At 60.7% G+C, this 19,025-nt stretch carries 17 protein-coding genes and 2 pseudogenes; 9 read left to right on the forward strand and 10 right to left on the reverse strand.

The features are described from left to right. Positions 1 to 39: 39 nt before the first annotated feature. The 3 genes from CHU71_RS00935 (at position 40) to CHU71_RS00945 (ending at position 3,688) form a co-directional block, all read left to right on the forward strand. Positions 40 to 609 (forward strand): GMC oxidoreductase, encoded by a 570-nt coding sequence (locus tag CHU71_RS00935; protein WP_304505060.1) that lies wholly within the window; start codon positions 40 to 42, stop codon positions 607 to 609. A 237-nt stretch (positions 610 to 846) separates the two neighbouring features. Further along, positions 847 to 2,340 carry an APC family permease gene (locus CHU71_RS00940; RefSeq protein WP_147759906.1) on the forward strand — a complete coding sequence of 498 codons (1,494 nt, stop codon included), beginning with the start codon at positions 847 to 849 and terminating at the stop codon, positions 2,338 to 2,340. Positions 2,341 to 2,356: 16 nt separating this feature from the next. After that, positions 2,357 to 3,688, forward strand: a complete 1,332-nt coding sequence (locus tag CHU71_RS00945; protein ID WP_086890507.1) for an NAD(P)/FAD-dependent oxidoreductase — start codon at positions 2,357 to 2,359, stop codon at positions 3,686 to 3,688. A 9-nt stretch (positions 3,689 to 3,697) separates the two neighbouring features. On the opposite strand, the gene CHU71_RS00950 is transcribed toward CHU71_RS00945, so the two are convergent. Further along, positions 3,698 to 4,633 carry a helix-turn-helix domain-containing protein gene (locus CHU71_RS00950; protein WP_147759907.1) on the reverse strand — a complete coding sequence of 312 codons (936 nt, stop codon included), beginning with the start codon at positions 4,631 to 4,633 and terminating at the stop codon, positions 3,698 to 3,700. Positions 4,634 to 4,759: 126 nt separating this feature from the next. Here CHU71_RS00950 and CHU71_RS00955 point away from each other — a divergent pair, with 126 nt between their 5' ends. The 3 genes from CHU71_RS00955 to CHU71_RS00965 are packed head-to-tail and all read left to right on the forward strand — an operon-like array spanning position 4,760 to position 7,242. Beyond that, entirely contained in the window at positions 4,760 to 6,169 is a 1,410-nt protein-coding gene (locus tag CHU71_RS00955; protein ID WP_147759908.1) for an aldehyde dehydrogenase family protein, read from the forward strand. A gap of 30 nt (positions 6,170 to 6,199) precedes the next feature. Then, a complete protein-coding gene (locus CHU71_RS00960; protein WP_061925390.1) occupies positions 6,200 to 6,463 on the forward strand; it encodes a hypothetical protein in 264 nt (87 codons plus the stop codon). Further along, entirely contained in the window at positions 6,460 to 7,242 is a 783-nt protein-coding gene (locus CHU71_RS00965) for a zeta toxin family protein (protein WP_239299026.1), read from the forward strand. Before CHU71_RS00960 ends, CHU71_RS00965 begins: the two co-directional genes overlap by 4 nt. Positions 7,243 to 7,648: 406 nt before the next feature. On the opposite strand, the gene CHU71_RS00970 is transcribed toward CHU71_RS00965, so the two are convergent. Both CHU71_RS00970 and CHU71_RS00975 read right to left on the reverse strand, forming a co-directional pair. Then, positions 7,649 to 9,541 (reverse strand): cation-translocating P-type ATPase, encoded by a 1,893-nt coding sequence (locus tag CHU71_RS00970; protein ID WP_147759909.1) that lies wholly within the window; start codon positions 9,539 to 9,541, stop codon positions 7,649 to 7,651. Continuing rightward, on the reverse strand, positions 9,538 to 9,897 hold the full coding sequence (locus CHU71_RS00975; RefSeq protein ID WP_005530797.1) for a helix-turn-helix transcriptional regulator: 360 nt from the start codon (positions 9,895 to 9,897) through the stop codon (positions 9,538 to 9,540). Before CHU71_RS00975 ends, CHU71_RS00970 begins: the two co-directional genes overlap by 4 nt. 149 nt (positions 9,898 to 10,046) lie before the next feature. Between CHU71_RS00975 and CHU71_RS12960 the strand changes: the two are divergent. Both CHU71_RS12960 and CHU71_RS00985 read left to right on the forward strand, forming a co-directional pair. Then, positions 10,047 to 10,151, forward strand: a pseudogene (locus CHU71_RS12960) (type II toxin-antitoxin system RelE/ParE family toxin); the annotation flags it as partial. Then, positions 10,138 to 10,446 carry a HigA family addiction module antitoxin gene (locus tag CHU71_RS00985; protein ID WP_083279048.1) on the forward strand — a complete coding sequence of 103 codons (309 nt, stop codon included), beginning with the start codon at positions 10,138 to 10,140 and terminating at the stop codon, positions 10,444 to 10,446. The pseudogene CHU71_RS12960 and the gene CHU71_RS00985, both read left to right, overlap by 14 nt. Before the next feature lie 54 nt (positions 10,447 to 10,500). Here CHU71_RS00985 and CHU71_RS13150 read toward each other — a convergent pair. The 5 genes and pseudogenes from CHU71_RS13150 to CHU71_RS01010 all read right to left on the reverse strand — a co-directional run. Further along, positions 10,501 to 10,590: pseudogene (locus tag CHU71_RS13150) on the reverse strand (aminoacyl-tRNA hydrolase); the annotation flags it as partial. Positions 10,591 to 11,024: 434 nt separating this feature from the next. Then, on the reverse strand, positions 11,025 to 11,675 hold the full coding sequence (locus CHU71_RS00995; protein ID WP_147759910.1) for an MOSC domain-containing protein: 651 nt from the start codon (positions 11,673 to 11,675) through the stop codon (positions 11,025 to 11,027). 29 nt (positions 11,676 to 11,704) lie between these two features. Next, positions 11,705 to 14,233, reverse strand: a complete 2,529-nt coding sequence (locus tag CHU71_RS01000) for a hypothetical protein (protein ID WP_255456369.1) — start codon at positions 14,231 to 14,233, stop codon at positions 11,705 to 11,707. A gap of 189 nt (positions 14,234 to 14,422) precedes the next feature. Next, on the reverse strand, positions 14,423 to 15,991 hold the full coding sequence (locus CHU71_RS01005) for an alkaline phosphatase (RefSeq protein ID WP_147759912.1): 1,569 nt from the start codon (positions 15,989 to 15,991) through the stop codon (positions 14,423 to 14,425). Positions 15,992 to 16,249: 258 nt separating this feature from the next. Further along, complete coding sequence (locus CHU71_RS01010) at positions 16,250 to 16,858, reverse strand: CueP family metal-binding protein (protein ID WP_147759913.1); 609 nt, start codon at positions 16,856 to 16,858, stop codon at positions 16,250 to 16,252. A 127-nt stretch (positions 16,859 to 16,985) separates the two neighbouring features. Between CHU71_RS01010 and CHU71_RS01015 the strand changes: the two genes are divergently transcribed. After that, positions 16,986 to 17,618: a type I restriction-modification system subunit M N-terminal domain-containing protein gene (locus CHU71_RS01015; protein WP_223197396.1), complete on the forward strand. Its 633-nt coding sequence runs from the start codon at positions 16,986 to 16,988 to the stop codon at positions 17,616 to 17,618. A 25-nt stretch (positions 17,619 to 17,643) separates the two neighbouring features. On the opposite strand, the gene CHU71_RS01020 is transcribed toward CHU71_RS01015, so the two are convergent. Continuing rightward, positions 17,644 to 18,105, reverse strand: coding sequence for a GCN5 family acetyltransferase (locus CHU71_RS01020; RefSeq protein ID WP_172454638.1), 462 nt, complete (start codon positions 18,103 to 18,105; stop codon positions 17,644 to 17,646). A gap of 61 nt (positions 18,106 to 18,166) precedes the next feature. Further along, a partial coding sequence (locus tag CHU71_RS01025) for a recombinase zinc beta ribbon domain-containing protein (RefSeq protein ID WP_187271983.1) occupies positions 18,167 to 19,025 on the reverse strand: 859 nt, incomplete at its 5' end.

A 19,025-nucleotide genomic window follows, 5' to 3' on the forward strand; every position in this document is an offset into this window, starting at 1 on the left:
TGTGTGCTAAGGCTACCCCCGGCTGTTCTTCCGGCCGAAGTGCATGTCTCTTCCAAGTCACGTCCGGAATTGGTGGTGCCGGACACCCAGCCTCTGTATTTTTCGGTTCCGATGTACAACGAGGATATGGAGGGGCCAGAAATGGGCTTCTCACTCATGGCTGGCATTGTGCGTCCAGCTTCGCGCGGGGAGTTGAAGCTCACGGGGCCGAACTATGCGGATCCGATCTCTATTGACCTGGGCGCTCTAAGCGTGCAGGCGGATGTCGATGCGCTGGTGGCATCGGTCAAGGAATGTCGCGAGGTGGGTCGACAGCAGGCGCTTGAAGAGTGGGGTCCTGAGGAGCTGTATCCGGGCTCTGAGGTTGGCGACGACGAGCTTGAGCAGTACGTCCGTGATACCGCAATCACCTATCACCACCAGGTCGGAACCTGCAAAATGGGCGTCGACGCCATGGCGGTGGTTGATCCGCATGAACTGCGGGTATATGGACTCGCGGGTCTCCGTGTGGCCGATGCGTCCATTATGCCGATGGTTCCTACCGGAAACACCAATGCGCCGTCGATCATGATCGGAGAAAAAGCTGCGGAGGCTATTCTCGCGCGCTGAGAACATCGCATACGCGCCACTCGCTCTGCTTTTGCGCAGTTTGAGTGGCGCTTTCTTTGTGTATGTGTGTTTCGCAGCCTTTGCCATGTGACCGCACTCATGGTCAAAACGTGAGCGCGCACGGTCAATGATTCTTATGTGTCTTGAGACACAATAGCTATCCAAACACCGTTGAGATCTCTTCGATTGCGGAGGATCTGGCGGGTCGACATAGCCCTTACAGAAGGAGAGACCGTCATGGTTGCGCAACTTCAACCAAGCACACAGCCTGGGCACCAGGCTTCCTCGACCCAACAAGACGGCCTGGGCGCCGGGCGTCTTGGCACCACCTCACTCGTATTCATGATCATCGCCGCATCCGCCCCGCTTACGGTGCTGGCAGGTGGTGTGCCGACCAACTTTGCAGTCTCCGGACTACTCGGAGTGCCATGGAGCTACCTCGTGCTCGGATTGATTCTGGTCTTCTTTGCTGTGGGGTATGGAGTGATGAGCTCGAAGATCCAGAACTCCGGGGCGTTTTACGCGTACGTCTCCGAGGGATTGGGTAATCGCCAGGGCATCGCGGCAGCCATCCTAGCGCTGGTCTCCTACAACATGATGCAGGTCGGCCTCTATGGCATCTTTGGGTTCTCGCTGGCCAATCTAATTAACGGCTGGTTCGGAACGAATATCTCCTGGTGGGTTGCGGCTGCAGCGGGTTGGCTGCTCGTCGCCGCCATGGGTGTCAACAACGTGGACTTCTCAGCGAAGGTGCTCGGTGTCCTCGTAGCGCTGGAGTTCGTCGTTGTCGGAGGAGTTTCTATCCTCTCACTCAACGTCGCGCCGGAGGGCGTGACAACGCAAACCGTACAGCCCGAGCAGTTCTTCACCAACGGTATCGGCGTCCTCTTGGCATTCGGCATCGCGGCCTTCATGGGCTTCGAGTCAGGCGCCATCTACTCCGAGGAAGCACGCGACCCGGAGCGCACCGTTCCGAAGGCGACGTACATCGCGGTCGGCATCATCGCGCTCTTTTACGCCACGTCAGCGTGGGCATTTGCGCAGGGAGTTGGCCCTTCGAAGATCATCGATCAGTCCACCGAGCTGGGCCCGGACCTGGTGTTCGTGTGGTTGGGCGAATACTCCTCCGTCGCCGCCAACATCGCCAACGTCCTCTTCGTGACCTCACTCATCGCGGCACTGCTCGCCTTCCATAATGCCGCCGCGCGCTACTTCTTCTCCCTGGGACGCAGCCGGGTACTGCCGGCGCTGTTCGCCAAGGCGTCGCCAAGCGGCGCCCCTGTGGCGGGCTCCATTGCACAGACTGCGATCGCTGCAGTCGTCGTCATCGGCTTTGCCATTGTCGGCGCGGGTAGCGAGCTCGGCGAGATGTTCCCGATTCTCACCTTGTTCACGTGGCTTACCAACGCCGCCGCCTTTGGACTGGTGTTCCTACTAGGTGTCGCCAGCTTGTCCATCATGGTCTGGCTGAACAAGGGCCGGGAGAACTACGGCATCTTCACCCGCATTGTTTCCCCGGTCATCGCGACCATCGGCCTGACCGCGGTCTTCATCCTCGTGATGGTGAACTTCCCGCTCATGATCGGCGATACAGGCTCCGCCGCACTGGTGTGGGTGATGCCAGGAATAATCCTCGGCTCCGGCGTATTGGGCCTTATCTGGGGTGAATTCCTCAAGCGCAAGAAACCGCAGGTCTACGCCAGCCTCCATGACAACCTCGACCAACATTAAAAGCAAAGGAAACTTCATGTCTAACAAGCACGTCATTATCGTCGGGGCCGGGTTCGCCGGCCTCACTGCGGCACGCGAGCTGCAGGTTGCCGGAATCGACTACCGCATCGTAGAGGCCCGCGACCGCATCGGCGGCCGCGCGTGGACCGATGATCGCCTCGGCCGTCCGCTCGAGTTGGGGGCCACATGGGTCCACTGGCACCAGCCACATATCTGGTCGGAGATCACACGCTACAAGCAAGACGTCGTGGCCTCTCCGATCGTAGATACGGCCTACTGGATTGCCGATGGCGAGTTGAAGTCCGGCACTGAAGCCGAGATGGATGCGAAACTTGCGCGACCCATGGAGAAGATCTTCGAAGGCTCCCGTGAATTCTTCCCGGAGCCGCACAAGCCGCTCCTCGTCCTCGACGAGGACTATGGCGCCTCCGATGAACTCAAAGACGCCTTCTATGCGGCTGATGCCGCCAGCGTCATGGATCCGCTCGAGGACGGCGACTTCACCCAAGAAGAAAAGGACCTGTGCAACGCGTACTGGTCCGCGGGCTATATCGGCTACCCGGAAACCGGCTCCTCGCTCATGGCCAAGCAGTGGGCAGCGTTGTGCGATCATCGCTTGTCGCTAGTCGATGAGCAGACCCTGCGCTACAAGTTGGTCAACGGCATGCGCGGAATCTACAACAACATCGCCAAGGACCTTTCCGGGGAGATCCGCCTGAATACTCAGGTCACCAAGATCGAGCACCATGCGGATTCCGTCACCGTCACCTATGCGGATGGCACCACCGAGACTGCCGACGCCGCCATCGTCACCGTCCCCGTCGGAGCGCTGTGCCACATCGACTTCTCCCCTGCTTTGCCCGCGGGCTCGCAGGAAGTCATTGAGAAGAAGTGGAACTCCACCGGATTCAAGGCGTGGATCAAGATCAAGGGGCACCACAATATCTTCGGCTACGCTCCGCAGCCGAACGTGGTGTCTGTCCTGCGCTCCGAGTACTTCGAGGATGACGATACGACCATCTGTGTGGCTTTCGGCGCCGATCACAACAAGATCGACCTCAACAGCGTTGAGGATGCGCAGAAGGCGATCGATCAGTGGCGTCCCGACCTCGAAGTTGTCGGGGTGACAGGCCACGACTGGGTGGCGGATGACTACTCGGGCCAGGCCTGGGCAACTCTGCGCCAGGGTCAGTTCACCAACGGTTGGCACCACTTCCGCGAGCCGAGCTCGGCACTGCATTTTGCAGGCGCGGATTGGGCCTCCGGCTGGCGCGGTGTCGTTGTCGATGGTGCCATCGAGACAGGCATCTCTACTGCGCGAGAGGTCATCGAGAAGCTGCGCGGTTAACGCCTGCTTCTAGGCAGTACTGAGGGTCCTCGAGCGGTATGCGCTCGGGGATTCTTTGTATTCGGCCTTAAAGATCCGCGAAAAATGCGAAGGATCGTGCAGGCCATAGCGCGCGCTGATGGTGCCGATGGAATCCTTGGAGTGGAGGGGATCGCCCAGCTCGCCGCGGATCCGGTCGAGGCGTCGAGTTCGAATATAAGTACCCACGGAAAGATCGTGCGCTGCGAAATGCGAGTGCAGATGACGCACCGAGACGAAAAGTGCCTGTGCGATGGTGCTCGGCGAAAGATCGGGATCAGCCAGGTGCTTGTCGATGTAGGCGGTGGCCTGGTTGAAAAGAAGGTTCGCCGGTGAAGAATCTTGTGCCGCTAGTTCCGAGGAGAGCACGGCCACAAGCAGATTGAGCGCGGAATGAACGAGCGCCGAAGCGTGCGGTCCCTCAAGGACATCGAGGTTGTAGGCCAGCTGTTCAAACAGTGGGACCGCTACCTTTCCGAGACCATGTTCACGGGAGATAGGGCTGGCGGTGATCTGCCGGATCTGTGCGGGTGAAAGATGCAGGAAACTTTCCGGGAAGTGCACGACGAGCGTGTGCTGCTCGACTGGGTAGTCCAGCGTGTATGGTCGGTCGGTGACATAGAGTGCTAGGTCACCTGCGTGCAATTCACAGGTGCGGCCGTCTTGCGTCATGGTTGAGGTGCCCGAAAGCTGCAGGCTGAGCTTGCAAAATGGGGCGTCGTCACGCGCAATGAGCTCTCCTGGGCGGGTGACAGTATGTGCTGAGGTATGCATGTCGAACAGGGAGACCTCGCTCACCGCAGCGCTCGCGAGGGTTGCCCAAAACTGCCCTGGGTTCGGCGCGGACACATTGAGCTGGCCGAAGGATTCGGACGCGGCGGTGCGCCACGCTGCGATATCGAAATTCTGCGGGGACGTGTTGGACATGAATGCACTATACCGTGATTGCAAGCACATTTTTAGACAAATTGTGTGCGCTCTAAGTCAACCCCATGCGTGTGGCATGGGTAACAATACGTGGAAATGTATCGGATTACCCTACAAGGAGAAGCCATGTCTCAGTACACCACTTACGATGATCTGCTGGCAGCCATCACCGTTGATGAGGGCCGCGAAATCATCAACCCGGCCACCGAAGAGGTTGTGGGTGTCGCGCCTGAAGGCAACGTTGAGGAGCTCAATGCGGCGGTCGAACGCGCGGTTCAGGCGCAGAAGTCCTTTGCAAAGCTCAGCGACTCTGAGCGCTGTGACCTCTTGCTCAAGGCTGCGGACGCCATTGAGGCTGCCGCGGAGCCGCTGGTGGAGCTGCTCTCCCGCGAGCAGGGCAAGCCGCTGAACGGCCCGAATGCTCGCTTCGAGGTTGGTGCGTGCTCCGCGTGGCTGCGCGCGACGGCGTCCTTCGAGTCCCCTGATTACACCGCTGTCGATGATGACATCACCGCGACCGTGCACTACCGTCCGCTCGGCGTCGTCGGTGCGATTGGCCCGTGGAACTGGCCGATGATGATCACCATTTGGCAGATTGCCCCGGCCCTACGCATGGGTAATGCCGTGGTGGTTAAGCCTTCCGAGTACACCCCGCTGTCCGTCCTGGCGCTCATCAAGGTCTTTAATTCCGTGCTTCCGGAAGGCGTCCTGCAGGTTGTCACCGGCGACGGCGCGGTAGGCGCAGCGCTGACCACTCACGCCGACATCGACAAGATCATGTTCACCGGTTCCACTGCGACCGGCAAGAAGATCGTCGAGTCCTCTGCGGCGAACCTGCAGCGCCTCACCCTCGAGCTCGGCGGTAACGATGCGGGCATCGTGCTTGACGACGCCGACCCAGCCGCCATCGCCGGCGACCTTTTCTGGGGCGCGTTCATCAACACTGGACAGACCTGCGCGGCAATGAAGCGCCTGTACGTGCCGGAATCGCTTTACGACGCCGTCTGCGAAGCCCTCGTCGAGGTAGCCAAAGCCTCGCCGATGGGTGTGGGCTTGGAAGAAGAAAACGTGCTCGGCCCGCTGCAGAACAAGCAGCAGTTCGACATCGTGGACAAGCTCGTCAACGCCGCCAAGGACTCCGGCGCCCGCGTGCTGCTGGGCGGTGACCCGGACTATGACGCGCCGGGCTACTTCTACCCCACCACCCTGGTGGCGGACATCGACCCGGATAACGCGCTGGTCGTCGAGGAGCAGTTCGGCCCGGCACTGCCGATTGTGAAGTACACAGACCTGGATTGGGCCATCGAGCAGGCCAACAAGCTTGACGTGGGCTTGGGCTCTTCCGTGTGGTCCTCCAACCGTGAGCGCGCTCTGGAAGTTGCCGCGCAGCTGGAGGCTGGCACCACGTGGATCAACAGCCACGGTGCCGTAGATCCGCGCGTGCCGTTCGGCGGCATCAAGTCCTCCGGCTACGGCGTGGAGTTTGGCACCGAGGGCCTCAAGGGCCTGGCCTACCCGCAGATTATCAACGGCTAAAACCGCCGTGGCGCTGCTATTCTAAGCGCCATGAGCACCGCCAACGTCCCGGAGATCGAGTACGCAGCCTTCGACGCAATGAAGGAGGTTGCGTCCTCGCTGAAAGCTGCCTATTTCCACCAGCAGCTTGCGACCGACAGTGAGCTAGAAATTAAGTATTGGACTGCACAAGAGGATTTTGTCCAGCGCATTGTGAGTGGTGTTGATAACACCGACCTTGAGGAAATCCGTGCCGCAGCGGAATTCTTTGCTCGCTTGCTCGATGAGCTTGAAACCCGCGCAAAGGTGGCGTGACAGTGCTGAAGGCTGCGGATTTTCCGGTCGATGATGCTTTTAAACGCCGCGTCCTTGAGCGGCGTATCGCGTATCTCTTTCGCCAGCCATCCGCGGAACCTGAGGTCATCTACCTAGCAGGACAACCAGCATCGGGAAAGTCTTCGGTGATTGAGACGCTTACGCACGACCATGTTGTCCTAGCTTCGGATGAATTGCGTAAGTATCACCCCGCCCTCGACGAAATCATGGAGCGCGACCCCCTGCGCATGGATGTGCTCACCAACGGTCCGGTCCCCTATTGGATGTCCTCGCTGATCGAGGATGGCCGGCAGCACGGCCACTCCCTCATCATTGAGAACACGCTGTCCAACCCGGAATTCATCGCGGGTGAGATAGCCAAGTTTCGCTCCGCGGGTTTCCGCGTGAGGGTCGTGGGCTTGGCGGTGGCGCAGGAGGTCTCCAGGCTCGGTGTCGTCCAGCGCTACCTGGAGGCGCAGCGCGTGAGCCGCTACCCGCGCTGGACCAATGAGGTTTCCCATACGTCGGGCTTTAAGGCCATCGTCCCAGGGCTTCAAGCGATTGCCCCGCTTGTCGACGACCTCGAGATCCGCACCCGCGACGGCCGCACCTTGAGCGGTATCGAGGATATTGAAGCCGAGCGCGCAACCTGGTTCGACTCCCCCGCCATTCGTGCTGATTGGCTGGCCCGCTTCGACAGCTGCGACTTGAGTGGCCTTGAAGCGGAGAAGCTCACGCAAAACCTCGTGGCTGATGCAGAGCGTATCCGCAAACTTTAAGGCTGTGCCCGTGGAACTGCGCGCCCGGTAGGCGGTGGGAGCTTCGTGTCAAAGCGGCTGCTGGCGAGCTAGCGGTCTGCGAGGTCGAGCAGGCTGAGGATGTCGTCTGCGTCGAGTTCAAGTTCAACGTGTAACGCGAGGCGTTAATGACGTTTCGCGTTATTGGGGGTAGGTTGAAGAGCGCTGTCTCTAACTCCGGTTTTCGTTCGGCCTCGGTCCATTCCGCTACCTCGTGTGAAGAATCTGCAAGCGGTATCAGGCCGTTGAACTATTAGGTTCACCCACAGTTCCCGTGCCTGCACGCATCGAGAAGGACCAGGCGGTGAACTCTAATGACTCGCCTGGTCCAACGTGTGTGTGCGCTCGGCGCGTGGTTTAACCCTTATAAGACTTGCCGGTCACAGCCTCAGCGTTTCGCTCGTGCAGCCCGCAGGCCGTTCAAGATCACGATGACTTCGGCGACTTCGTGTACTAACACGACGGCGGCCAGGCCCAGTACACCGCTGATCGCCAGTGGCATCAACACGATGATGATGGCCAGAGACAGCACGATGTTTTGGTTGATGATCCTGCTGCCTCGGCGGGCGTGCTGCAGCGCCTGCGGGATCAGCCGGAGGTCGTGGCCGGTGAAGGCGACGTCAGCGGACTCGATCGCGGCGTCAGAGCCGGTTGCTCCCATCGCAATGCCCACCGTTGCGCCCGCCAGTGCCGGCGCGTCGTTGATGCCGTCGCCGATCATCGCCGTCGGCGTCTTGGAGGAGAGTTCGGCGACGATGCTTGCCTTGTCCTCCGGTCGCAGCTCGGCGCGCACGTCGTCGATTCCAGCGATTTCAGCCAGCGCCCGGGCGGTGCGAGTGTTATCGCCGGTGAGCATGCTCACTTCCACGTCGTTGTCGTGCAGGGATTGCACGGCATCGGGCACCTCGGGCCGCAACTCGTCGCGCACCCCGATCGCCCCGGCGAGAGCGTCATCGACGGTGACTAGGACGCAGGTCTGGCCTTCGGACTCCATACGCTCAACGTCCGCCTTCAGTGGCCCGGCGTCGATCCATCGGGGGCTGCCGACCAGCACCCGTCGGCCTTCGACGGTGCCGCCGATGCCATGACCGGCTTCCTCGCTGATATCCAAGGCGGTGGGCGCTTCGGGCTCCGCTGCCACGATCGCCGCGGCGAGGGGGTGCGTCGATTGCTGCTCAACCGCCGCCGCGAAGGAAAGCACCTGCGCCCGATCGAATCCGTCTGCCGGGACCACTCCGGTAACCTCGGGCTGGTTGCGAGTAAGGGTTCCGGTCTTGTCCACCGCCAGGTGACGGATGCCGCCGAGTCGCTCGAACGCCGCGCCGGACTTGATGACTACTCCGAACTGGCTGGCCGCGCCGATCGCGGCCACGACCGTCAGCGGCACGGAGATTGCCAGCGCGCACGGCGACGCTGCGACCAGGACCACCAGCGCACGGGTGATCCACGTCTCGGGGTCGCCCAGCAGCGAGCCAATCACACCGACCAGCACCGCAAGGATCATCACCCCGGGCACTAGGGGTCGGGCAATCCGGTCGGCGATCCGGGCGCGGTCGCCCTTTTCCGCCTGCGCCTGCTCGACCAGGTCGACGAGGGTGGTCAGCGAGTTGTCCGTTCCAGCTGCGGTCGTCTCGACCTCCAGCACACCGGCGGAGTTGATCGCTCCCGCGGGTACCTCGTCGCCGGGCGCAACCTCCTCCGGAATGGATTCTCCGGTGATCGCTGAGGTGTCAAGGCTGGAGCGTCCGGACCGAATGATGCCGTCCGTGGCGATCCGCTCCCCGGGGCGCACGAGCATCAGCTCGCCAACCTCAAGGTCCTTCGCAGTGACCTCGGCCGTCGTACCGTCGCGCAGCACGGTCGCGGTTTGCGGTACCAGCTTCAACAGTGCCCGCAGTCCGCCTTGGGCCCGGTCCATCGCCTTGTCTTCAAGCGCCTCGGCGATCGAGTACAGGAACGCCAGCGCCGCGGCCTCTCCGACGTAACCGAGGATTACCGCGCCGACCGCGCTGATCGTCATCAGCAAGCCAATGCCGAGCTTGCGCTTCGTGACAAGGTTCCGGATCGCGCCGGGCGCGAACGTATACGCCCCTAGCAGCAGGCCGACCCAGAACAGTACCGTTGCGGGCGTCTCCAAGTCGGACCAGTCCAGCGCCAGTCCTGTAATGAGGGCTACGCCGGAGAAGATCGGTAGCAGTAGCTCGGGGTCCTTCCACCATGGCCGATCGAGCTCTTCGATCTCCGTGGCGGGTTCGTGTTCGCATCCACATGCTGAACTCATGCGTCCGTTCCTTTCTCGCCGCAGCCGGGCACCGAGCACTCAGTGTCGATGCAGGGGGCATTCTCGTCGACGGCCAGCGTAGCGTTGACCAGCGCTTCGAGCGCCGCCGCGAGGTGCGGATCGGCAATTTCGTAGCGGGTCTTACGGCCCTCCGGCTCAGCGACGACGATGCCGCAATCGCGTAGGCAGGACAGGTGGTTCGAGACGTTCGAGCGGGTCAGATCCAAGCTTTGCGAAATCTCGGCCGGGTAGCCCGGACCGTCGAGTAGGGTCATCAGGATTCGGGAACGCGTCGGATCAGCCATGGCCCGGCCGAGCCGGTTCATGACGTCGAGGCGCGAAGCAATAGTCAGCATGTGCTGAATAATACAACGTGTGCTGAACTATTCAAAATGCACTGGACTGACGGTTACGCGAAGGTCCTGCGACCTGCAGGAATTAGTCGATGGGATAGCAGATGACTGATCCTTTGTGGTTTGGCTGCCACCCAACGCGGGAGCGACGTGATCGGCGGGGTCAGTTCAGCATTTGAATCAACGACCAGTGGCGGATCTGTTTTCGGTGGTCCGCCGCGGGGCCAGAGGAGGTTGAGATCGTTGACTACCACTGACAAGCTCCCTCCGGTTCACCCCGGTGAGATCCTCATGGAGGACTTTCTCAAAGAAATGGGGATCACCCAGCACAAGCTCGCCGTCTCCATTGGCGTTCCGCCCCGCCGGATCAACGAGATTGTCCACGGAAAGCGGGCTGTAACCGCGGACACTGCTCTTCGCTTGGCTAAGTTCTTCGGAATGAGCCCCCAGTTCTGGCTCGGGTTACAGGCTCAATATGACTTGGACGTGGCGGAAGACAAGATCCTCTCGGAAATCGAGCGGATTCAACCGGTCCAAGCTGTCTCAGCGTAGCGGTTACCCGAACCAGGTCCGTCAGCGTGAGGATATGCACGCGGATGGTTCGAACTAGGGAATTTGGGGCCGCCGTCGCGTGGACTTGAGTTCCGAGCGCCGCTTTTTCGCTTCGAGACGGCGTCGCACCGAGCTCTGCGTCGGGGATCCAGTTCTCGGTAATGTAGTGAGGCATGTAGAGGCTATCCAGTCGTCAAACAGCAAATGAGTGGTTGGATAACTCTTAAACATGCGGGCTTTAAGGCTGAAATGTAGCCTCAATGAGAATGCCAATGACAATCCCATCTGACCGGCCGCGCTGACCTCGGCCAAATCCCCAGACCTCGATCCCGAAACTTCCTGCGTGGGTGGTGGGGCGTCGGCAAGCGCTTGGCGACGCCGACCTGTAGGTTTCGGGTTTCAGGTCTGGGGAAATGCAGTGGAGGCTGGAAACGCCGAAGCCCGTCGCCCAAGTCAACTGCGCAATGAGTACATCAATGACAACCTCAATGAGAATTTTGTCATTGAAGCGCTCAATGTTAGCTATGGCGGCTATAGCTGCATCGCGCAGTGTTGGAGGTGGAGGAGAAGGAATGCAGTTAGTCGCGGGGCTGCAGGCGCTTAACCAGCTGGTCGTGGTGGACTGGGGCAAGGCAGCCGGCGTCCACGACGCGCCGGGCTAGCTCCTTGTCCCCCATCTTGGCCGCGAAGGCCATGCCCATGGTGATGTCATGGTCGGGGCGGCCGATGAGCGTAATCTCATCGCCAGAAGTGATGCGGCCAGGCTCGATGATGCGCAGGTAGGAACCGCAATCGCCACGCTCAGTGAAGGACTTGAGCCAACCGGACTCGTCCATCCAACCGGAGAAGGTGGCGCAGGGTGTGCGCGGGATAGACACTTCGAGCACGCACTCCCCCACCTGAATCTGCTGGTTGATCAGCATATTCGGCCAGGAGATCCCCTCGGTGGTGAGGTTCTCCCCGAAGTAGCCGTCACGCAGCACGCGGTTGAGCGTGCCCTCCCAGTAGTCGAGCTCCTCGCGGGCATAAGCGTAGACGGCCTTCTCGGCACCGCCGTGGTGGGCGTGGTCACCGATGGAATCCCCCACCACGCCAGAGCCGTCACCGTAGTTGGGCCCGGGTATTTCCAGATCCAGGAGGGGGCGTGGCTGCTTATCGATGCCCGTGTACTCGTGCCGCCCGTGCGGCTCGGGGCGGCGGACAGCGACGTTCGTGGAGATAACCTTCATGCTCACCTATTGTGGCACACCTCACGGGCTTACAGGTCGCGATCGCGGAAGAGCGCTTCGGCGGTCACGAGGTCGTAGAAGAAGAGTCGGGGGGCGAGCGGGAGGACGTCGGCAAGCATGGGCATGTCCTCCTTGAGTAGGGGGCTTTCCATGATGATGTCATTCGCCGCAGCGCGGGATGCCAGGGCGAAGGCATAGGAGATATAAGGCATCCAGGCAGCGGCGTTGAGCTCGTCGGCGGTGTTTCCGCTGGCAAAGGCGCCCAACGCGATGAGGGTGTGGCTAACGGACATGTCAACGCCCGCGTTTTGCACCAGCGAGGCCAGTGCCGTGGCGTCCTTGCGCAGGTGCTCGATGGTGCCCAGCGCATCGAGGGCGCCGTTGTTGGCAAAGCACTCACGCAGCGCGGCGACGCGGCCGGCCTCCCCCATCAGATCGTCGACGGGCGGTGTGGGGCTGTGAATGGTCGCAGCGTTGAGCAGCATCGGTCGGGTCAGGCCATCGGCACCGGACTCACGCACGGCGGTGAGCTCGGGGTTTTCGCTGGCGGAAGGCTCGAGGAGAAGATCCAGGTAGCTATCGACGCCGGATTCGGCGGCGGCCTCCAGCGGCGAGTGGAACAAGCGCGTGCGCGCAAGCGAGCGGGCCTGCTGGTTGACGCTGACGCCGGTGCGCGCCAGGGCGTGGACCGCGGCCTCCGGCTGGGCGCGCAGGCGATCGATGGTGCTGTCGAACATTGCCTGCAGTTTGGGGTTGGGGCTGCGCTGGGAGAGCACGTGGAGCGCGCGGAAGGTGTCCCAGAGCTGCTCCGGGGTCCAGTCCTTTGAGGCGAGCGCCGCCGGTGAGCCTTCCGGCGTGATCACAATGGAGGCGCTGGAGGGGCGTGCAGGGGCGGCGAGGTTGGAGGAGGCGCGGAGCTCGCGGACATCGACAAGCAGCGAGCCCTGCTCAGCAAGCTCGGCGGGCAGCTCAAACCCCTCTTCGGTGGGCGTCAATTGGGTAGGCGCCACCGTGGGCTCGGCCAATGGCCAGGCCCAGCCCACTAAATCTGCCTGCGGTTCTGCGTTCTGTTCGATGATGATTTCATCGCCATTGAGCAGACCACGGCTGACGAAGGGGGACTTACGGACGGTGGCCAGCGCCGCATAGATGAGGCTGGTGGATGCGGATGCTTCGTACTCGACGATGCGCCGCTCCAAGCTGCGGGCCTGGTGAGCCTCGCGCTCCCCCGCCGGGAGGGAGTCCAGGTAGTCCTCGTAGGACAGTGTGGACCACATGAGGAAGAGCTCAGCGGAAGGCTGCTTGCGCACAGCATTGGCCAGCGCGGCATTCGGCACGGCCAGGCTGGTCACCGACTGCGTTGTCCTCGAGGTGCGCGCCAGCTCCTTGATCTTCTGGCGGCCGTCGATGGTAACGAACTTCGCCAGCGGCAGCGGGCGTGGCGAGTGCACGGTGAACATGTCGTCCTGATCGAGCTGCCCGGCGAAAATGACTGGCTTGTCTGAATGCTCGGTGGGCTCCAACCCGATGCGCTTGACGCGGCTAAAGAGGGCTTCGGGCCAGACATCGAATTCCAGCTCATAGCCGGCCTCACTGGCTACGACCTCGCGGCGCGAGACCTCGGTGTCCTCGAAGGTGCGTAGGCCCTTTTCGAGTGCGATGGGCTTCTTAGGCGGCGAGGCCAGCGTGTAGCTGAAGGCCGAATGCGCGCCCAGGGCATCAATGATGCGGAAGTCCATGCCGCGCGGACCATCGTTGGCAGCGCGCATGTGTAGGCCTTCGGCGAGGGAGATGAAGCGGACGTCGACAAGCTCCTCATCGCGCCACAGCGACACCTTGTACCGGCCCACCCACGGGTCTTCATAGAGATCGCTGGGGAAAGGTTCGGCGATGCCAGCGTCGAAAGTCTGCTCCGAAATCTCTTCCTGCTCGCCGCCAAGGGGCGCATAAGTCAGATCGATGCGCCACTCCCCTTCCGCAATGAGGTGCACGCGCGGAGATTGGGTAAACACTGGTTCGTCGTCGAGGCCCCGGGCGTGGGGCAGGATGTGGACGTCAAAGTCCCACTCAAAATCGCCGTGCTTGGCGACGTCCACCGGCTCCCTCTGCGGCACCTTCACCTGCTCTGGAAGCGGGCCCACTTCCCAGCCGGCCCAGATGCCCAGCGGCTCGGCATCCTCGAGCGTGCCCTGCGGCGCGATGAGGGTGGTGCGGTCATAGACGATGAACGGCGCCTCATCGGTGATGCCGGTGAAGGTGACGGTCTCGATGAGGTCCTCATCGCCATCGCGCAGGGTTACCTCGATGCGGGTAAAAGGCCCGGGGATGCCGACTTCCAGCGGCTTTTCGGTGGCGAATTCACGCACCGAGTGGGGGCGATCGATGAAATGGGACTTGACTACCCATCGTGGGTCCGTCAGGTCCGCTTCAGGGTAGGTAGCCGGCAGCTCCAGCATGAGGATGTTGCTCCCCCGGCGCAGTGAAATCCGGGGACCCTGCTCGGCGATGCCGGTAGTGACCAACGGCGTTGTGGGAAGTGAATAAATCTCCGCGCTCATTTGCTTCATCATAGGACACCGTGGGGTGCTGTTGCCATGTCGCTGGTAGAGGGCTTGACTGTCCTATGCGCAGGACAGGTGTCCTATCGATAGGACACCTCACAATAGTCGACAGAAGACAAGGCCCACCGGCGTTGAGAAAGTTCAACGAACCGGGGGCCTTGTCGAAAAGTGAATGCTGTGCGCAACTTAGGGAAGCAGACGCTGCAGGGCAGCGAAGTCAACCTTCACGATGCCCATGGACTGCAGGTATGCGGCAATAGCGCCGAGGATAGCTGCGGCAACACCAGCGCCGAGGAAGCCAGCGCCGACGGAGGAACCGACCTGGCTGCTGGTGTCGTCGCCCTTGTTGTCCTGGTCATTATCGCCCTGGTCCGGGTTTCCGCCGTCATTGGCGAACCACCAGTCCTGGATGATCAGGTTGGCAACGTCGGTGTTGTCGATGTACTTGCCGCGGACCGGATCCTCACCAGTGGCCTTGGCCATGATGTCCTCGGAACCGGCGCCCTTGAAGAAGAACGGAACAACCTGGTTGGTGTGCTCACCGGAGTACCACTGGTGCTGCGGAGCCTTGCCCTTCTCACCGGTCTGCGGATTCCAGGACTGGGTCTCGTCCTTGCCGGACAGGTAGCCGGTCTCGTGGTCAGCGGTAACGATGAGCAGGGTCTCATCCCAGCTGGAGTTCTCCTCAACCCAAGCGATGGCGGCGTCAACAGCCTTGTTGAAGTCCTGGGTTTCCTCGATATCGCGGCCGGTCTGATTGGCGTGGCCGGACCAGTCGATGGCGCCGCCCTCAATCATGACGGAGAAGCCCTTGTCGTTCTGGCCCAGAACGTTGAGGGCGCCCGTGGTCATGGTCGGCAGGTCAACAACGTCATTCTTCGGATCGGTGCCCGGCTCAGCGGCATCGGGGTTGCCGTCGCGGCCCTGCTGTAGAGTGGAGGCAACCGGTGCCAGGCCAAAGTACTTCTTGTCTGCCTCAACGTTGCCCTCGGCCCACTTCTCAAAGTCAGCGGTGTTCTCGGCGAACTCCCAGCCAGCGGAACCATCGCGCAGGGAGTTGAAGGACTCCTCGGAAATGTACTTGTAGTTCGAGGCATCGACCTTCTGGGCGTTGTCATCGAACTCCGGGTGGCCAGCACCCATGATGACGGAGAGATCGGAACCGACCATCTCAGCGGCGATCTCGGTGTAGTTGTTGCGGTTCTTGTTGTGCGCCGCGAACGCAGCCGGGGTGGCGTGGCTGAACGGGACGGAGCTGACGACGCCGGCGGACTTGCCGTGAGAGATAGCCTGCTCGGAGATGTTCTTCAGGGAGTGGCCGTACGGGGACTTACCCAGCACACCGTTGTCCACCTTCTGGCCGGTGGCCATGGCGGTGCCGGCAGCGGCGGAATCGGTGACCTTGTTCTTCTTGACGTAGTCGTGGTCGGTCCAGGCCTTTGCCGGGTCGTAAGAACCGCCCTCCGGGAAGGTGGTCATGGAGAGGCGCTCGAAGTCCTCGAAGGCCTGAACGGACTCACCGTCGAGCTCCTTGGCCTCGCCGTCGAAAGCGCCCTCAACCAGGTACTTGGACTGGCCGGACTCGTAGAGGTTGGTGGAGGCGATGTGGTTGTAGCCCATGCCATCACCAATCATGTAGATGACATTCTTCGGGCCAGAGGTTGCGGCCTGCGCGGGAGCGACGACACCAGCGGTGGCAAGGGAAGCGACGGTCACAGCCGCGCAGGTGCGCAGCGCACGAGAAGAAATACGCATTAGTGAGCTTTCTAAAGTGAAAAGAGCGTGCAAGAAAAGAGACGGACCGGGGCCTTTGTTCGCATGGCCGGAATCCACTGTGGAACCGTAGTCAGTGTGGATGCCGGGAAGGCTACGGACAGGTAAACGTCAGGGGAACTTAAGCGTGGGTGTGAAAGCGCTATTTCCGGGACGTCAGCAAGCACTGCGTGGACACCATAAAACGACAAACGGTGAACCCCAGGACGTGGGATTCACCGTAGTGAATGAATGAGCGGATTAGGTCATCTGCAGGGTGGTGATGCAGGTTGCGCCCTCCTCGGTGGTGTCCAGAGGGACCTTACCGGTCTTGCCGTCCTGCTTGATGGTGATGGTGCCGTGTTTATTGGCGGGCAGCCAGTAGCCAATGAAGCCGTTGTCAAAGGTCGTCGTGTCTTCGTTGACCAGCTCGTTTCCTTCGTCATCCGTGATGGTGACGTGGATGTCTTCCTTGCTGAGCTCACCAGTGCAGGTGGTCAGGGAGTGGTTGAAGCAGTCATGGGTCTGGGTCATGTACGGCGCGATGGAGACGTAGAACTTGTCCTCTGGCAAGGGCAGGGATGCTTGGCCCTGCTCGGCGGTGAGGACTAGCTCGTTCGGCAGCACGGAGGCGTGCAGATCACTAGGGCGCTCCTCCTTGGGCATGCGGTCCAGGTTGTCGATGATCTCCGGGCCATCCAACCCTTCGAGATCGAACTCGGCGAGGATCTCCTCGGCAGGCACCTGTTGGATGTCGGTGCTGGAAGCGGCGCTCTTCGAAGCTTCGCTCGGTACGGGGCTGTCAGTAGAGCAGGCGGACAAGGTGATGGCTGCGGCGCACACAGCTGCAAGAGAAATGAGGCGTTTCATAAGTCTTCCGAATAGTTCCGAATACGTTGACTCAAGCCTATACCCCACCGGGGTATCCATCAATGGAATGAGAGAAGGATCATCTTTTCGCGCTACGCGGGCTGAGCCTTCCCGTATAGCTGTCTCAATGGCTGCAACAGCTACCCTGAAGTACATGATTACCGGCGCCCTCAAAAACAACGTCGACCGCATTTGGGACACCTTCTGGTCCGGCGGCATTTCCAACCCTGTTTCCGTCATTGAGCAGTTCACCTACCTGCTCTTTATCAAGGACCTCGACGAGCGCCAGGTCCAGATTGATAAGCGTCGAGCGCTAGGAGATCCCACCGCGACGGAAGACATCTTTGACGCCAGCCAGCAGGACTTGCGGTGGCGCAACCTCATTGAGGACCGCGATATTGCCCGACGCAAGGCCACCATCATCAACAAGGTCTTCCCTTTTATCAAAGCGATGGGCGGCAAGGGTTTCCAGGAACACATGGCCAACGCCTCCTTCGATATCGAATCTGAAGCCACGCTCTCACGCGTCATGGAGCTCATTGACCAGCTGCACTTCTCCAACAAGGATATGAAGGGCGACTTGTACGAGTACATGCTGGACAAGCTGTCCACCTCCGGCACGAACGGCCAGTTCCGCACGCCCAGCCACATCATCGAGCTCATCGTCGCTCTCATGGAGCCCACGCCAAAGCAGCGGATTATCGAAACTTTCATGCCACAACGGATACAAACGCGCGCCAACTACGATTTAGCCGCTTGACTGGTTCACTTCCAGCGAGCGAGGGTCATGGGCCGATCTTCCGGGAAACGAAGAGCTTGCGGTAATGGGGATCCCCGTCTTTACGCGGGTAATAGTGCCAGCCAATTCCTGCCCAAAACTCGTCAGCGCCTTCGGAGAAAGCGATCAAGGGGTAACCTGCGTAGTGGCTGATCAGATGCCTTGCAAACTCAGCCCCATAGTGCTGTCGGCGAAGGTCATGGCGGATTTCAAAGAACCAGATCTCTTTGGTTGGCACCGTCGAGTCAACTCCGATATAGCTATCGGAGAGCGGCCAATCTGTCACCTCAGCGCGCCCGACTTCCACACTATCGGCAAGAAACTGGATGTACTCTTTGCCACCCAGGGTGTCGTCGCCGACTCGTCCAGCCCTGTCGTGCCACCAGCGGTCATCGAATCCCTCGACCACCTGGAACGGCGTCACGTAGTCCTCAACTTGCTGAAGAACTTTCAATTGTAAGCAATCCACCACTCCAAGACTACGCGAGCGCCCACAAGGTTCTGGCAGGCGCTTGGATGTAGATACTGGGTTACTGCTTGATGGCGACTACTTGGATGCTGCGGTCGCGGAAGTGGAAAGTCACCGTACCGTCGATGTTAACGGTGCCTTTGTCGACCAAAGCTACGCAGAGGTATGGACTGAAGACTAACTGTTCAATATCGAGGTTCGCAGTCTCCTTTTTGTAATAATGGTAGGCGGCCAGTCGGTTGTTTTTGTTCTGGATCTCGGCGAGCACGGCAGCGTGTTCAGCTAACAGCGCCTGGTGCTGTTCGTGGCTTGCGTTGAACGCCTTCTCGTAGTCTTGCTGGTCTTGGGCGACTCGTGCATTGTGGGCGATCATCGATTGGAGCTTTTTGGCCACCTCATTGATCTGTGCGAGAAGCCCGGCGGCCTCAACCTCCAGGTCACTCGTGTCGAGGGTGTCGAGAACGGCTTGGTTGACACCTGTGTCGGTCGGTGAGCCGAATCGAAGGCGAATGGCCTTAAGGAACATGTCCTTGAGTCGTTGATTGCTGATGTGCCCGGTGGAGCATCTTTCCTGGCCTGCGTATTTGTGGCCGCACCGCCAGATGACCTTTTCGTACTTACTGCCCGCGTGCCAGGTTTTCGAGCCGAAGAAGTGCCCGCACTGGCCGCACTCGAAGGTCGATGAGAAGGGCCGGGTGCGATGCTGGGTTCGCTGATCTCTAGCCCCTTTAGCTATTTCGGCTTGGACGAAGTCCCACACTGCCGGGCTGATGATCGCCTCATGGCTGGCGGTGACGTAGTACTGGGGTACTTCGCCTTGGTTGATGACTTGACGTTTCGTCAGGTAGTCAGCGATGTACGACTTCTGCAGGAGGGCGTCACCCTTGTACTTCTCGTTAGTGAGAATTGCTCGTATGGAT

The sequence above is a fragment of the Corynebacterium sp. LK14 genome, from assembly GCF_008042215.1.
In the GTDB taxonomy this organism is placed as follows: domain Bacteria; phylum Actinomycetota; class Actinomycetes; order Mycobacteriales; family Mycobacteriaceae; genus Corynebacterium; species Corynebacterium striatum.

Excerpts from the sequence above, each read along its gene's own strand:
- CHU71_RS00940 (WP_147759906.1), top strand. The coding sequence starts at position 847 with ATGGTTGCGCAACTTCAACCAAGCACACAGCCTGGGCACCAGGCTTCC.
- CHU71_RS00945 (WP_086890507.1), top strand. The coding sequence starts at position 2,357 with ATGTCTAACAAGCACGTCATTATCGTCGGGGCCGGGTTCGCCGGCCTC.
- CHU71_RS00950 (WP_147759907.1), bottom strand. The coding sequence starts at position 4,633 with ATGTCCAACACGTCCCCGCAGAATTTCGATATCGCAGCGTGGCGCACC.
- CHU71_RS00955 (WP_147759908.1), top strand. The coding sequence starts at position 4,760 with ATGTCTCAGTACACCACTTACGATGATCTGCTGGCAGCCATCACCGTT.
- CHU71_RS00960 (WP_061925390.1), top strand. The coding sequence starts at position 6,200 with ATGAGCACCGCCAACGTCCCGGAGATCGAGTACGCAGCCTTCGACGCA.
- CHU71_RS00970 (WP_147759909.1), bottom strand. The coding sequence starts at position 9,541 with ATGAGTTCAGCATGTGGATGCGAACACGAACCCGCCACGGAGATCGAA.
- CHU71_RS00975 (WP_005530797.1), bottom strand. The coding sequence starts at position 9,897 with ATGCTGACTATTGCTTCGCGCCTCGACGTCATGAACCGGCTCGGCCGG.
- CHU71_RS00995 (WP_147759910.1), bottom strand. The coding sequence starts at position 11,675 with ATGAAGGTTATCTCCACGAACGTCGCTGTCCGCCGCCCCGAGCCGCAC.
- CHU71_RS01000 (WP_255456369.1), bottom strand. The coding sequence starts at position 14,233 with ATGAGCGCGGAGATTTATTCACTTCCCACAACGCCGTTGGTCACTACC.
- CHU71_RS01005 (WP_147759912.1), bottom strand. The coding sequence starts at position 15,991 with ATGCGTATTTCTTCTCGTGCGCTGCGCACCTGCGCGGCTGTGACCGTC.
- CHU71_RS01010 (WP_147759913.1), bottom strand. The coding sequence starts at position 16,858 with ATGAAACGCCTCATTTCTCTTGCAGCTGTGTGCGCCGCAGCCATCACC.
- CHU71_RS01015 (WP_223197396.1), top strand. The coding sequence starts at position 16,986 with ATGGCTGCAACAGCTACCCTGAAGTACATGATTACCGGCGCCCTCAAA.